The organism is Amycolatopsis xylanica, assembly GCF_900107045.1.
GTDB lineage: Bacteria > Actinomycetota > Actinomycetes > Mycobacteriales > Pseudonocardiaceae > Amycolatopsis > Amycolatopsis xylanica.
This window is the reverse complement of sequence record NZ_FNON01000003.1, coordinates 435,044-448,126: the sequence shown is the minus strand read 5'-3', so window position 1 is coordinate 448,126 and position 13,083 is coordinate 435,044. Positions and strand designations below refer to the sequence as shown.

Annotated in this window: 12 protein-coding genes; 6 read left to right on the top strand and 6 right to left on the bottom strand. The window is 68.2% G+C overall.

The window, feature by feature from the left end:
* Nucleotides 1–22: 22 nt before the first annotated feature.
* From BLV57_RS15680 to BLV57_RS15660, 5 genes are all read left to right on the top strand, one after another.
* Complete coding sequence (locus tag BLV57_RS15680) at nt 23–787, top strand: MBL fold metallo-hydrolase (RefSeq protein WP_091289475.1); 765 nt, start codon at nt 23–25, stop codon at nt 785–787.
* Nucleotides 788–810: 23 nt separating this feature from the next.
* On the top strand, nt 811–1,584 hold the full coding sequence (gene rph / locus BLV57_RS15675; RefSeq protein ID WP_091289474.1) for a ribonuclease PH: 774 nt from the start codon (nt 811–813) through the stop codon (nt 1,582–1,584).
* Nucleotides 1,581–2,186, top strand: coding sequence for an RdgB/HAM1 family non-canonical purine NTP pyrophosphatase (gene rdgB, locus BLV57_RS15670; RefSeq protein WP_091289473.1), 606 nt, complete (start codon nt 1,581–1,583; stop codon nt 2,184–2,186). Before rph ends, rdgB begins: the two co-directional genes overlap by 4 nt.
* A gap of 217 nt (nt 2,187–2,403) precedes the next feature.
* Nucleotides 2,404–4,197, top strand: a complete 1,794-nt coding sequence (locus tag BLV57_RS15665; RefSeq protein WP_091289472.1) for a ThiF family adenylyltransferase — start codon at nt 2,404–2,406, stop codon at nt 4,195–4,197.
* Entirely contained in the window at nt 4,194–5,177 is a 984-nt protein-coding gene (locus BLV57_RS15660; protein ID WP_091289471.1) for a 3-oxoacyl-ACP synthase III family protein, read from the top strand. The genes BLV57_RS15665 and BLV57_RS15660 overlap by 4 nt, the downstream gene beginning before the upstream one ends.
* A 16-nt stretch (nt 5,178–5,193) precedes the next feature.
* Here BLV57_RS15660 and BLV57_RS15655 read toward each other — a convergent pair whose 3' ends face one another.
* From BLV57_RS15655 to BLV57_RS43265, 4 genes are all read right to left on the bottom strand, one after another.
* Nucleotides 5,194–8,328 carry an NACHT domain-containing protein gene (locus BLV57_RS15655; RefSeq protein WP_091289470.1) on the bottom strand — a complete coding sequence of 1,045 codons (3,135 nt, stop codon included), beginning with the start codon at nt 8,326–8,328 and terminating at the stop codon, nt 5,194–5,196.
* 66 nt (nt 8,329–8,394) lie between these two features.
* Entirely contained in the window at nt 8,395–8,865 is a 471-nt protein-coding gene (gene bcp, locus BLV57_RS15650; RefSeq protein WP_091289469.1) for a thioredoxin-dependent thiol peroxidase, read from the bottom strand.
* Nucleotides 8,866–8,879: 14 nt separating this feature from the next.
* Nucleotides 8,880–9,416 carry a hypothetical protein gene (locus BLV57_RS15645; protein WP_091289468.1) on the bottom strand — a complete coding sequence of 179 codons (537 nt, stop codon included), beginning with the start codon at nt 9,414–9,416 and terminating at the stop codon, nt 8,880–8,882.
* 190 nt (nt 9,417–9,606) lie between these two features.
* A complete protein-coding gene (locus tag BLV57_RS43265; protein WP_091289467.1) occupies nt 9,607–9,783 on the bottom strand; it encodes a hypothetical protein in 177 nt (58 codons plus the stop codon).
* 234 nt (nt 9,784–10,017) lie between these two features.
* On the opposite strand from BLV57_RS43265, the gene BLV57_RS15635 reads away from it, so the two are divergent.
* Nucleotides 10,018–10,947: a glycoside hydrolase family 25 protein gene (locus tag BLV57_RS15635; RefSeq protein WP_091289466.1), complete on the top strand. Its 930-nt coding sequence runs from the start codon at nt 10,018–10,020 to the stop codon at nt 10,945–10,947.
* 3 nt (nt 10,948–10,950) lie between these two features.
* Here the strand turns inward: BLV57_RS15635 and BLV57_RS15630 are convergent, their stop codons facing one another.
* Together BLV57_RS15630 and BLV57_RS15625 are read right to left on the bottom strand one after the other, a co-directional pair.
* Entirely contained in the window at nt 10,951–11,565 is a 615-nt protein-coding gene (locus BLV57_RS15630; RefSeq protein WP_091289465.1) for a response regulator transcription factor, read from the bottom strand.
* A gap of 13 nt (nt 11,566–11,578) precedes the next feature.
* Nucleotides 11,579–12,793: a sensor histidine kinase gene (locus tag BLV57_RS15625; protein WP_091289464.1), complete on the bottom strand. Its 1,215-nt coding sequence runs from the start codon at nt 12,791–12,793 to the stop codon at nt 11,579–11,581.
* Between the last annotated feature and the right edge of the window lie 290 nt (nt 12,794–13,083).

Sequence of the window (13,083 nt, the reverse complement as noted above, 5' to 3'; positions counted from 1 at the left end):
TATCGCGCTTAAGGTGTGAAGTGTGCGACTCACGATCCTCGGCTGTGCGGGCAGCATCCCCGGCCCCGACACCGCGGCCTCGGGTTACCTGATCGAGGCCGACGGTTTCGTGCTGGGGCTGGAACTCGGCAACGGGACACTCGCGCGCCTGCAGGCGCTGCGTGACCCCTTCGACCTCGACGCGCTCGTGCTGTCGCATTTGCACCCTGATCATTGCGCGGACTTCAGCGCGCTCACCGTGCTGCGCCGCTATCACCCCGAGGCCGCGCAGCGCACGACCGGGAGGCTGCCCGTCTACGCGCCGACGGGTGCGCACCACCGGCTGGCCAACGCGTACGCGCCCGATGAGGACGAACGCGCGATCACCGATCTCTCCGACACCTATCAGTTCCACAGTCTTCTCGAAGAGACCGTGGAGATCGGGCCGTTCGAGGTGACCGTGGTGCCGGTCGATCATCCGACCCCCGCGTTCGGGTTCCGCGTGTGCCACGGCGGCCGCTCGCTCGCCTACACCGGCGACACCGGGCCGTGTGAGGCGCTCGACAAGCTCGTGCGCGACGTCGACGTGCTGCTCGCCGAAGCCTCGTGGACGGACTCGCCGGTCCGGCCGCCCGGGATGCACCTGTCCGGCAAGCAGGCCGCCGAGATCGCGCTGCGCGGCGGCGTCGACCGGCTGCTGCTCACACACGTGCTGCCGTGGACCGACTCGGCCGCCGTGCTGGCCGAAGCGGACGCGGTGTTCCCGCGCGCCGAACTTGTCCAGCAGGGCGCGGTTTACGACGTCTGAGCGGCGGGTCATAGAGTGCACCCGTGGCGAGAAAAGACGGCAGGAACGACGACCAGCTCCGCGACGTGAAGATCACCCGCGGCTTCCAGCAGTGGCCAGCCGGTTCGGTGCTGATCGAGTTCGGCAACACGCGCGTGCTCTGCGCGGCCAGCGTCACCGAAGGCGTGCCGCGCTGGCGTGCGGGTTCGGGCCTGGGCTGGGTGACCGCCGAGTACGCGATGCTTCCCTCGGCGACCAACACCCGCAGCGACCGTGAATCGGTGAAGGGCCGCATCGGCGGCCGCACCCACGAGATCTCCCGGCTGATCGGCCGCTCGCTGCGCGCGTGCATCGACCTGGCCGCGCTCGGCGAGAACACCATCGTCATCGACTGCGACGTCATCCAGGCCGACGGCGGCACCCGCACGGCCGCGGTCACCGGCGGCTACGTCGCGCTGGCCGACGCCATCACCTGGCTCGGCGCCGCCAACCGCCTCGCCGACCCGCAGCCGCTCTCGTCCTCGGTCGCCGCGATCAGCGTCGGCGTCGTCGACGGCCGCGTCCGGCTCGACCTGCCCTACGAGGAGGACTCGCGCGCGGAGGTCGACATGAACGTCGTCGCCACCGACACGGGCACCCTGATCGAGGTCCAGGGCACCGGCGAGGGCGCGACCTTCGCCCGCTCGACGCTCGACACCATGCTCGACATGGCGCTGGCCGGCTGCGAGGAACTGACCCGGCTGCAGAACGAGGCGCTGGCGCTGCCGTACCCCGGCGAGTTGCCCGAGCCGCGCCCTGACAAGAAGAAGTCGAAGTGACCCGCCTCCTGCTGGCCACCCGCAACGCCAAGAAGCTCGGCGAGCTCCGGCGAATCCTGGCGGCCGAAGGCATCGAAGGCGTCGAGGTCATCGGCCTTGCCGACGTCCCCGAGTTCCCGGAAGCCCCGGAGACCGCGCCCGACTTCGAGGGCAACGCGCTCGCGAAGGCCCGCGACGCCGCCGAAGCGACCGGCCTGCCGTCCATCGCGGACGACTCCGGCATCGCGATCGACGCGCTGAACGGGATGCCTGGCGTGCTTTCGGCGCGCTGGTCCGGCAAGCACGGCGACGACCTCGCGAATCTCGAACTCGTGCTGGGTCAGCTCAACGACGTTCCCGACGAGCGCCGGGGCGCGGCTTTCGTGTGCACGGCGGCGTTCGTGGTGCCGGGTGGCGAAGAGACGGTCGTGCGCGGTGAGTGGCGCGGAACGCTGGCGCGGGCTCCGCGTGGGAGCAACGGGTTCGGGTATGACCCGATCTTCGTGCCCGAAGGTGAGACGCGGTCGTCGGCCGAGCTGGAACCGTCCGAAAAGGACGCTCTGTCACACCGTGGCCGAGCCTTGCGCGCACTGCTGCCGAAGCTGCGCGCTTTCGCCGGCTGAAAATGAGGTTCCCATTCATCGGTTCGTGTGAATGGACACAGTCAAGTTGATCTTCCCTGCGCTGTAGCGCCCCTGCTATCTTCCGATCCGGCGAGTCGACGGGCTCGCCGGATTTTTCTTGTCTACCCCCAGTTTTCTTCTCGTGAGCATTCGTGATGTTCACGGCTATTGTCGAGGAATAAAAACAATGTTTTCCCGCACTTCGAGTGCTGCCCCCATGCGCTGGCATATCACCGCCGTCCAAGCGGGCGCCGATGCCCCTGAACTGGTGGCGCAGGTCCGCGAGCTGCGTGCTCGCATCCTCTTCGATCACGGCAGGCGGCCGGGTTTCCGTAGTGCCGACGGTGCGCACGTCGACGACCAGGTCCTCGACTACGGCGCCTGGCACTTCATCGCCAGGCGTGAGCCGGGCGGCCCGCCGCTCGGGTACATTCGGCTGTCCACTCCGGACAACGGCCATCTCTTCCAGTCCCGCGCCTATCTCGGCTCGGATAAATACGAAGAATTAATCGCGGAGCGCGGTTTCCTGCTCAGTGAGACATTCGAGCACAGCAGGCTGGTGGTCGAACATCGGGCAAGGAAACTGGGTCTCGGAGTTCATTTGAACGCCATCGCGATTTCAGCGGCCCATTCACTGGGAGCCAAGGCGATGATCGGGACCTCCGGCACGAAAGACGGCCAGGACAAGTTCCATGAGCGCTTCGGTTTCGTCGGCATTCCGGAGACTCGCCGCTATGTCGAGCACTACGCCGAGGACGTCATCATCATGTTCTACCGGGCCGAAGACGGCGCCGGTCAGTACACCGACCTGGTGCGGCGGCTGCGCGACGAGTTCCCTGCGCTCGCCGAGTCCGGTGCGCACACGGCTTCGGCGACCTTCGCGAAGCCGGTGAAACCCGCCGGTCTCGACCAGGCCGCACAGTCCGAAAAGGACTGCTGGCGTCCGGTGCTGTTCCGCTCCGGCGACGGCGAAGCGCTCTCGGACCTGCTGGCCTCAGGTGTCGTCCGCGAAGTACACGACACGATCGACACTCAGCTGGAGGAGCTGATCCGCAGCCGTGAGCCCGCTGTCCGCTTCGACGAGGACCTGCTGACCGCCAAGAAGCTCGAGCAGCTCAACGGCGCCGAGCCGTGGGCGTACGGCACCTGGGCGTTCTACCCATGGTCGGGCAGGCTGGTGCATGTGCTGCCCTGCGAGGAGTTCCGGCTGGTCCGCACCGACCGCAACCGGGGCAAGATCGAGCGGCCGGACCAGCGGCGCCTGCTCGGCAACCGGATCGGCGTCATCGGGCTTTCGGTCGGCAACAGCGCCGCCGTCACGTTCGCGCTGGAAGGCATCGGCGGCGCGTACAAACTCGCCGACTTCGACGAGTTCAGCCTGTCCAACCTGAACCGGCTGCGTGCCGGCGTGCACCACCTCGGCGTCAACAAGGCGGTGATCTCGGCGCGGCAGATGTTCGAGATCGACCCTTACCTCGACATCGAGATCTTCACCGACGGTCTCACCGACGCCAACATGGCCGAGTTCTTCAGCGGCGGCAACGGCCCGATCGACCTGCTCGTCGAGGAATGCGACACCCCGTACGTCAAGATCGCGGCGCGCGAGCAGGCCAGGACACTCGGCATCCCGGTGGTGATGGACTGCAACGACCGCGGCATGCTGGACATCGAGCGCTTCGACCTCGAACGCGACCGGCCGGTGCTGCACGGCCTGATCGGCGACGTCAAGGCGAGCCAGCTACAGGACCTGACGCGGCAGGAGAAGGTCGACCTGATCCTGGCGATGGTCGACGCCGACAAGATCAGCCCGCAGCTCAAGGCGTCCTTCGGTGAACTCGGCAAGACGCTGAGCAGCTGGCCGCAGCTCGCGTCTGGCGTCGCCCTCGGCGGCGCGCTGACCGCGGAGGCGGCACGGCGCATCCTGCTCGGCGACGCCTGTGAGTCCGGCCGGTTCTACACCGATTTCGCAGAACTCATCGCGCCGGATCGCAACACGGCGGGTGCCGCGTGACGCTGCCTTTGGCCGTGGCGGGCACCGGACTGCACCTGCCCGACCCGGTGGTCACCAACCAGCGTCTCACCGAGCTGCTCGACACGACGGACGAGTGGATCGTCAGCCGCACGGGAATCCGGGAGCGCCGCTGGCTCGAACCCGAGCTGGCCGCCTCGGACATGTGCGTCGCCGCCGCTCGCCAGGCACTCGGCGCGGCCGAGATCAGGGCGTGCGACGTCGACGTGATCATCATCGCGACGTACACCTGGGACCAGCCGCTCCCGTCGACCGCGTTGATCGTCAAGGCGGCGCTGGGCGCCGAGCGTGCCCTCACGCTCGACATCACGCAGGCGGCCTGTGCCAACGGCATGCAGGCGATGCTGCTCGCGGCGCACCTGCTGCAGACGTCCGCGCGCACCGCGCTGGTCATCGCGGCCGACTGCGCGTCGCGGGTGACGGACCCGGATGAGCGGACGAGCCGGGTTTTCTTCGGCGATGCCGCCGCGGCCGCCGTGCTCACGCGTTCGCCGGACCCCGAGGCGGGCCTGCTCGGCTGGGACTTCGGCTCGGAGCTGTCCTACGGCGTGGAGATCCAGGCGGGCGGTTCGCGAACGCCCGCCTCGCCGCAGACGGTCGCCGAGCGGCGGCACTACCTGAAGATGGACGGCCGGGAGGTGTGGAACACGGCGACCCTGTGTCTGCCGGAGAGCATCCTCACCGCGACCGGGCGGGCGGGAGTCGCGGTGACCGACGTCGAGCACTTCTTTCTGCACCAAGCGAATGTGAACATCGTGAACGCGGCGATGGACAAGCTCGGGGTGGCGCGCGAACGGGCTCCGATCACGCTGGACAAGCTCGGGAACACGGGCTCGGCTGGTGTCTTCACGGCCTTGCACGAGTCGTTCAGCCAAGGGCTGGTCGGCTCGGGCGACACCTATGTCATGTCGGCGATCGGCGCGGGCTTCCAGTGGGGAAGCCTCTGCCTGCGCCACGCTTAGCGGCCGAGGTGCTCCGTCACCGGGTGGGTGACGGAGCACCCAGTAATTCGAGCTTCACGCCTGCGCCGAGCCGGTCGACGCCGATCACGGCGGTCGTGTCGCGCAGCCGGAGAGTCAGTATCCGGTCGGCCAGCGGCCGGACATCGACTTCGGCCTGCGGGAACCGGATGACCACCCGCTTCAGCGTGGAGATCTCGGCGAGCGGCGCCAAGGATCCGATAGTGCAGTAGTCGAGTTCGAGGTTGGTCAGCGGAAGTCCGGCCAGCGGCCGCAAGGTATCGAGAGTCGCGCCTCTGAAGCGCAAGTCCGTCACCGCCGGGAATGCCGCGGCGGTTTCCTGTGCGACGGCCATCCGGCCCGCCGGGTTCTCGAGCGTGAACTCCTCGACGTTTTCGAGCGGGGACCTTTTCCGCAGTGCCATGGGGCCGGCTTCACTGAGGAACAGATGCTTCAGGTTCGGCAGGCGTGAGAGAAAGTCGAGCCTGCCGATCATGTTGAGCGACAACCGGCTGAGGCCGGTCAAATCACCGAGCACGTCGGGACGCGTCCAAGGTGTCACGCGGTCCAATCTCAGATTGGAAAGCTGATCCAGGCCGGTCAGTGCCGCCACCTCGGTGTACCTGGCCGCGTTGTGCAGTGAAATCATCCTGAGGCGAGGATGTTCGGTCAGCGGCGTGAGGTCGATTTCGGTCCGCTCGTCGAACTTGAGCCTGGTCATGAACAGAGCGGGGGCGCCGGCCAGTACCCCGAGGTCTTGATGCCGCTCGGTGCCGGAAAGGGTGATGCCCAATCCGGTCAGGTGCCGCAAGTGCCTGAGATAGGGCAACAGCCTGCTCGTGGTGATGATGAACGATCCTTCCTGCAGTGGGGAATCCGCCATCACCTCGGTCGCGAACCGGTCGGGATCGAAGAATTGCCAGGCCTTTTCGAGCTGGGTTTGCACCTGTGCGCGCGAATCCTTCGCGTAGCGGCGAAGCAGCGGCAGCGCGTCGTCGCTCGTGGTGAGAGAAGCAGCCCGGACGGTGGCCGCCGCCGACTCCTCCGGCAGTGCCTCCACCGACTCCGGGAGATACCGCAGCAGCCGGGATCCCAGCGACACGAGCGACGAGGCCGCACGGAAATGCGGGGGCGGGACCAGATGTTCGGTGATCGTCCGCTCGACCCTGGCCAGTGTCTCCGGCGCGATATCGCGGACCGTTTCCAGGCAGCTCGCGGCGACGAGCCGGAGGTACCGGGCGTAATCCGGTTCGGTGTTCGCGCGATCGAGTATGCCGTTCAGCAGTTCTTCGGCCTGGTGCTGCTTGGCCTGGCCGCCCGCGAGCACCACGGTCTCGCGCCAGGTGTCCAGATGCGCGTGCCCGATGAGCGTGTCGATGTGGTTTTGCTCGGTCGCTTCGCCCGCGGCCAGGAACTCCTGGAAGGTCCGGTGCACGAAATCCACCTGGCTCGCGGCCGGGCGCCGCAACAGCCCGCTCCGTTCCAGCAGGTCGTTCAACACCTCGTCGACGCTCTTGTCGACGTACGGCAGGCTCCGCAGCCGCCGTTCCAGGTGCTCGCGGACCTTGTCCACATCGAACTCGACCTTGTTGGCCAAGGTGAGCCGCCAGGCCAGATCACCGAGCAAGCTCGTCTTCTGCGCTTCGCTGAGCAGCACCGGGACGCGGCGTTCGGTGTCGCGCAGATGCAGCAGCATCGACAATGCCTTGCGGTAGAGGTCCATCCGGTCGCTGGGCAGTTCCGCGCGATGGGCGAGGTTGAGCGCGCAGAGCACCGCGCAGAGCAGTGGGCTCGCGGCGAGCGAGCGAAGATGGACGCGGCTTTCGAGCTGGCCGAGCAGACGTCGCTCCGCGGCCGCGAGGTCGACCTTCGGCCGCGGCGACTTGCCCGCGGCGGCCGCGAGATGCCAGCGCTCGACCAGCAGCTTGATGTCCACGATCGTCATGGGCTGGAGCACGACCGAGGCGTAGCCCTCCTTGCGTAGCCAGCGCCGGTCCGCCGCGGCCGTGCGGGAAGTGATCACGAACTTCGCCTGGGGGAAGGTGAGGTTCAGGTCCCGCAGCCAGGCTTTGACGTCGTACCGGCGCGAGGCGTCGACCTCGTCGACGCCGTCGACCAGCACCAGCGCGGTGCCCTTGAGGAGCATGCGGGTGGCCCAGAGCGGTGGCATCTGCGCGGCCAGGCCCGGTGCGATGTGCGCGAGGAAGTCGTCGGGGCGTGGCAACGGCTCGGTCGCGAAGCTGCGCAGGCGGATCGGGAACGGGACGAAACCGTTCCAGGCGGCCAGCTCGCCGGTGAACGCGCCGCGCGCCGCGGTGACCGAGAGCCAGTCGACCAGCGTTGTCTTGCCCGAACCGGCCTCGCCACGGATCAAGGTACGGTCGGCCGCGCCGATCGCGGCTTCGGCGCGCAGGGTGGCGCTGCCGTCGGAGACGGTCAGGCTGAGGTAGGCGACGGTCAGCGGGAGCCTCGGCTGGTCGTCCATGGTCAAGCCGAGCAGTTCGAGGTGGTCGAGCTTGCGGGCCAGCAAGCTCAGGTAGTCCTCGCGGAACGCCGCGTCGACGTCTCGGCCCAGCACCCGGAACGGCGTGCTGGGCAGCCGGGCGAGTACTTCGTCGAGCTGGTCCGATTGGCGGGACAGGCGTCCCAGCACCTCGGAGAGTGCCCTCGGCTGGAACGACGGCAGGTGCCGGACGACCAGGACCAGGTGGCGGCACGACTGGTCGAGCGCCAGTTCGTAGAGCGAACCAGCGCGCTCGGACAACCCCACCGGGCGGCCCGGGAACTGCTCGCGCACGCGCCGGGCGAGGCGTTCGGGGTCGGCGTCGTCGGCCAGCAGCGCGGTGTCCGACAGGTCGATCTGCCCGAGCGTGTCTTCCAACGCCAGGAACGCCGCGGTGATCTCGTTGCGGGGGAGTTCGGGGAAGCGCGTGGTGAGCACCGGCGTCAGCTGCTCGGCGACCTGGGTGCCGACGGTGGCGATCAGGTTCTCGAGCTTCTGGCGCTCGAGCGGGCTCGAAACCTCGTCTGCCGCGAGCGTGGCCAGGTCGGCTGTGCGCTCGTCCTTGTCCTTACGACGCCGCAGCCAGGACTTGAAGGCGTGCGAGGCGATGGTGCCGCCCAGCTTCAGCGCGGACGCTTCCAACCCGGCCACTGTGCCTCCCCAGCACTCGGTTCCGAGCCGACCATTCTGGGCGGAACCGAGTGCGGGGACAAGCACTCAGATGTTGAGATCCTTGATGAGCTTGGCGACGTGGCCGGTGGCGCGGACGTTGTACAGCGCCTTTGAGATCTTGCCTTCGGGGTCGACGATGAACGTCGAGCGGATGACGCCCTGGACGATCCGGCCGTAGTTCTTCTTCTCGCCGAAGGCGCCCCACTCGGTGAGGACCGTCTTGTCGGGGTCGGCGAGCAGCGGGAACGTCAGCTGCTCGTTCGCGACGAACTTGGCCAGCTTCTCCGGCTTGTCGGGGGAGATGCCGAGGATCTGGTAGCCGGCGTCGTTCAGCTCCGCCAGGTTGTCGCGGAAGTCGCAGGCCTGCTTGGTGCAGCCGGGCGTGCCCGCGGCCGGGTAGAAGTACACGACGACGGACTGGCCGCGGAAGTCCGACAGCGAGACCTTGGTGCCTTCGCTGTCCGAGAGTGTGAAGTCCGGGGCGGGGTCGCCGGGGGAAAGACGCTGCTCAGTCATGGGGTAAAGACTAGTCAGGCGGATCCGCAATACGTCGCGGCGGCGGCGCTGCCCGCGCTGGGGCGCAGGACCATCCACAGCTCGACCGGGTTCTCGGGCACGGCGAAGGCCATGTTCAGGTGGATCGCGCGGCCGGGGGCGATGTCGCGGCCCGCGTCGGAGATGCCGTTGAAGCCCTGGAGCGCGTCGACGAGCGGGCTCGCGGGTGCGCCGGACGCGCTCGCGGTGACCGACAGGCCGGAGAGCCGATACGGCTCGGTGCCGCCGTTGCGGAGTTCGACGTCGAAGGCGGCCGCGCGGCCGGAGCGGGGGTAGGAGCTGTTGCTGGGCTGGAACGACTTCGGCATCGAGACGCGGATGCTCAGGCCGTCGGCGAAGGTGTGCTCGTTGCCGAAGTCCTGCGCCTTCTTCACCGGGCGGACCTCGCCTCTGGCCGCTTGCCTGGCTTCGGCCGCCGAACCGGTCTGCTGCTGGACGGGCACACCACAGGCGACTGCGGCGAGTAGCGCGCAGACTGCCGGCAAGAGCCTCGGTGCGCGCGCGAGCGCCATCGCGGTTACTCCAGTCGCGGGGTAGATGTCATCCGTACGGCCTACGGGTGCCGCCGAACGTGACTACTTTGACTGCCGCGGCGCGTTTCCACGAGCGCCGCGCGCCGGTCGAAGCGGACCTGGTGTTGACCCGTGGCCAATCCGTGATCGGCGGTGCACCCGGGGTGACAGTCGTCACCTGAGTGTCCACTCAGACGGCCCACGCGAAGAACAGGACGAAAATCGCCAACCCGGAGAGCCAGGCCACGATCAGCCAGCCGAAATCCCGCCAGGGGTCTACAGCGCGTGACTCCTCGCCGGGCACGTAGACCCCGCGCATCTCGAACCAGTCGGCGAAGCGCACGAGCAGGCGCAGGGGATTGCGCATCGGTCGTCCACCTCCTCGTCACGATCCGTCGTCAGTACCCTACGGGCTCGCCGTCATGGGTCAATGAGAGTACTCCGATCAGCCGCTTGCCAGGCGGTGCGACGCCACCCGTCGGCGGTCCTTTCCCGTGAATCGCCCACCATCGGGCCGTGCCCGATCGGGCGGACGGAGGTATGGACCATCGACCATTCCGGCTAACGGCCGCGCGCACCATGCTGGTCGGCGGGAGGAATCATGGCGTTGGGAATCGACGTATACCGCGCGTACCAGGACGTCACCGACTGGCAGGCGGTCAAGGCGCACGGCGTCGGGTGGTGCTACGTGAAGCTCACCGACGGCGGCGGCGTCCCGCCGGTCGGGCCTGGTGACGCGCTCGTCGCCGGTGCGCGATCGGCGGGGATACCCGTTGGGGGATACCACTTCGTGCGGGCCTCGCCGGGCCCGGAGCGGCAGGCGGAGGTCCTCGTCGGGGAGGTGCGGCGGCTCGGTGCGACCGGGCTGGCGCCGATGCTCGATCTCGAGGACCACCCGGACCCGGACGTGCCGCGGATCCCGATGGCGGAGAAGAAGGCCTTCGCCACGCGGTTCTGCGAGCGGGTGCGGGAACTGGGGTTCCGGCCCGGGGTGTACCTCAACGACGACCTGGCCAGGCACCTGCGGCCGGACCAGTGGGGCGTGCCGGGACTGGTCATCTGGATCGCGCGCTACGGCGCCCGGCCGCACGCCGACGCCGGCCGGTACGACCTGCATCAGTACACCGACGGCGGGCACGTGCCCGGGATCGCCGCGAAGAGCGTCGATCTCACGGAGTCCTTCAGCGACAACCACTTTCTCACCGAACCGATCGAAGAGGATGACGACATGGCAGGCCCTCAGGACCACGAATACGCGCCCAGCGACGAGAAGCAGTACCACCACCGCACGATCGAGACCCGGTCCATCTCGGCCGTCGTCGGCGACGTGTGGTTCGCGATCTCGGCTGGCTACCAGCCGATGACCGACACGATCGTGTTCTTCAACGGCAAGCAGGCGCCGATCGAGATCCCGTCGATCGACCCCGACACCCGCATGGTGTGGCAGGTGCCGGACGGCTGCGAGTCCATCTCGTGGGAGTACTACTGCAAGGGCCCGTCGAGCTCAGCCGTCATCTACGGCAAGCGCTGACGCTCACAGCCAGCCGCGGTCGAAGGCGATGCGGACCAGGTCGACCCTGTTCCGCGCGCCGCACTTGTTGATCATGTTCGACGTGTAGTTGCGGACCGTGCCCTCGGACAGGAACAGCCTGCCCGCGATCTCACGGGCCGAAGCGCCCTCGGCGACGAGCCGGACGACGTCCAGTTCCCGCTGGGTCACCGGCACGTCCTCCTCGAGTGCCGCCACGGCGAGCGCGGAGTCGAACACGCGCTCGCCCGCGGCCACCCCGCGGATCGCGGCCAGCAGCTCGTCGGCCGGCGCGTGCTTGACGACGTATCCCTTCGCGCCCGCCTGCAAAGCCCGTTGCAGCATCCCGGGTTTGCTCAGCGCGGTGAGGATCAGCGCGGCGCACCCCGGCACCCGGGTCCGGACGGCCTCGGCGGCGGAGAGACCGTCCAGACCCGGCATGTCGATGTCGAGCACCGCGACGTCGGGCCGCAGCTCGGCGATCCGCTCGACCGCCTGGTCGCCGCGGCCCGCGACGCCGACCACGCACAGGTCTGGCTCGAGTTCGATCAGGGACACCAGCGCCGAGCGCACCATCACCTGGTCTTCGGCCAGGAAGACGCGGACCTGTTCTGCCTTCATACGTTGTTTCCTTCTACGTCGCCGCGGTCATGCGCCGGATCCCGGACGGCTTGCCGGAGCCGGAGAGCGGGACCTGCGCGCGCAGCAGGAAACCGCCGCCGGTCTGCCCGGACGCCTGCAGCTCGCCGTTGAGGTCCGCGAGCCGCTCCCGCATGCCGCGCAGCCCGTGCCCGCCGGACGGGGTCCGCTTGGTCATGATCGACGGCCCGTTGCTCGCCAGTTCGAGCACCGCCCTGCCCTCCTCGGCCTTGAGCCGGATCTCGCAGAGGGTGGAGTCGCTGTGCCGCAACACATTCGTCGCGCCCTCGCGGACGATCCAGGCCAGCGCCTGCGAGGTCGAGCTGTTCAGGTCGAGGTCGGCGATCTTGACCTCGGTCTGCACGCCGGCCGAAGTGAGGATGGTCCGCGCGCTGGCGACCTCGCCCGCGAGCGAGGTGTCCCGCATGCCCGCGACGACCGTCTGCATCTCGCCGATCGAGTCACGCAGCAGCGAGCGTGCCTCGCGCAGCTCCTCGACCGCGCGCCGCGGGTCGCGTTCGGACAGTCGTTCGACCAGCTCGAGTTTGAGCAGCACCACCGACAATCCGTGGCCGAGCGTGTCGTGCAGGTCACGGGCCCAGCGCAGCCGCTGCTCGCTGACCGCGACGCCGGCGAGCTCGGCCCTGGTGTCCTCCAGCTCCCGCGCGAACGTGACCAGCCGCGGAATCGAATAGAAGATCAACGTGGACAACGCGAACTCTTCGAGCACCCGGCGAATATCGTCCCCGTGGAACACATTCGCGGTGATCGGAATATAGAGCGCGAAACAGGCGAGCGTGGCGAACCCGCGCGCCTTGCCGGACAGGCACAGCAACATGATCGAGAAGCTCAGCGCGGGCGGCGCCGCCCAGTTCATCCCGAACACGCCGAACAGCAGCAGCGACCAGCCGAGCCCGCTGAGCGCGAGCACCTGGATGGTCCGCTTGCGCCGGTTGCCGCGCAGGATCGCGATGGTGCAGTAGATGTACGTGCCGATCCACAGCACGAACCCGATGATCGCGAAAACCTGGCGCAGGCCCTGGGTCTCGGCGATCAGGCTCAGCGGGAAGGTCGCGATCAGGAACATGTACGTGGCCAGGCCCAGCAGCGCGAGCACGCCGACGACGTGCCCGGTCCCGCCGGCGCCGGGACGCAGGCTGCGGATCAGCCAGGCTCTCGTTCTCCCCAGTAGCGAGCCCGCGGCCTTCATCTCCGCCACTCCGTCCGGAGCGTGTGGGGTCCGATGAGCGCGGCATCTCGAGCCAGGATCTTCGTGATGGTCATCTCCGGCTGCCTCTCATGTCCTGGCCGCGGTTGCTAAACGTTAACATCGGAGCAGCGCCATCATGCTGCTCCGTTTGGTCTCGACTTCGCGCATTTTTACTGCGCGCAACCCGAAAATTAACTTATCTGGGTGCGGGCCTTTTTGCCGTCATCGAACGGCCAGTCGTTGAATAACTCCCCAGCGTGATGCCTTGTTGTTGAACGCAGTGCAATCGG

Coding starts and splice junctions, on each gene's coding strand:
- BLV57_RS15665 (WP_091289472.1), top strand. CDS start 2,404: ATGCGCTGGCATATCACCGCCGTCCAAGCGGGCGCCGATGCCCCTGAA.
- bcp (WP_091289469.1), bottom strand. CDS start 8,865: ATGACTGAGCAGCGTCTTTCCCCCGGCGACCCCGCCCCGGACTTCACA.
- BLV57_RS15645 (WP_091289468.1), bottom strand. CDS start 9,416: ATGGCGCTCGCGCGCGCACCGAGGCTCTTGCCGGCAGTCTGCGCGCTA.
- BLV57_RS43265 (WP_091289467.1), bottom strand. CDS start 9,783: ATGCGCAATCCCCTGCGCCTGCTCGTGCGCTTCGCCGACTGGTTCGAG.
- BLV57_RS15635 (WP_091289466.1), top strand. CDS start 10,018: ATGGCGTTGGGAATCGACGTATACCGCGCGTACCAGGACGTCACCGAC.
- BLV57_RS15630 (WP_091289465.1), bottom strand. CDS start 11,565: ATGAAGGCAGAACAGGTCCGCGTCTTCCTGGCCGAAGACCAGGTGATG.
- BLV57_RS15625 (WP_091289464.1), bottom strand. CDS start 12,793: ATGAAGGCCGCGGGCTCGCTACTGGGGAGAACGAGAGCCTGGCTGATC.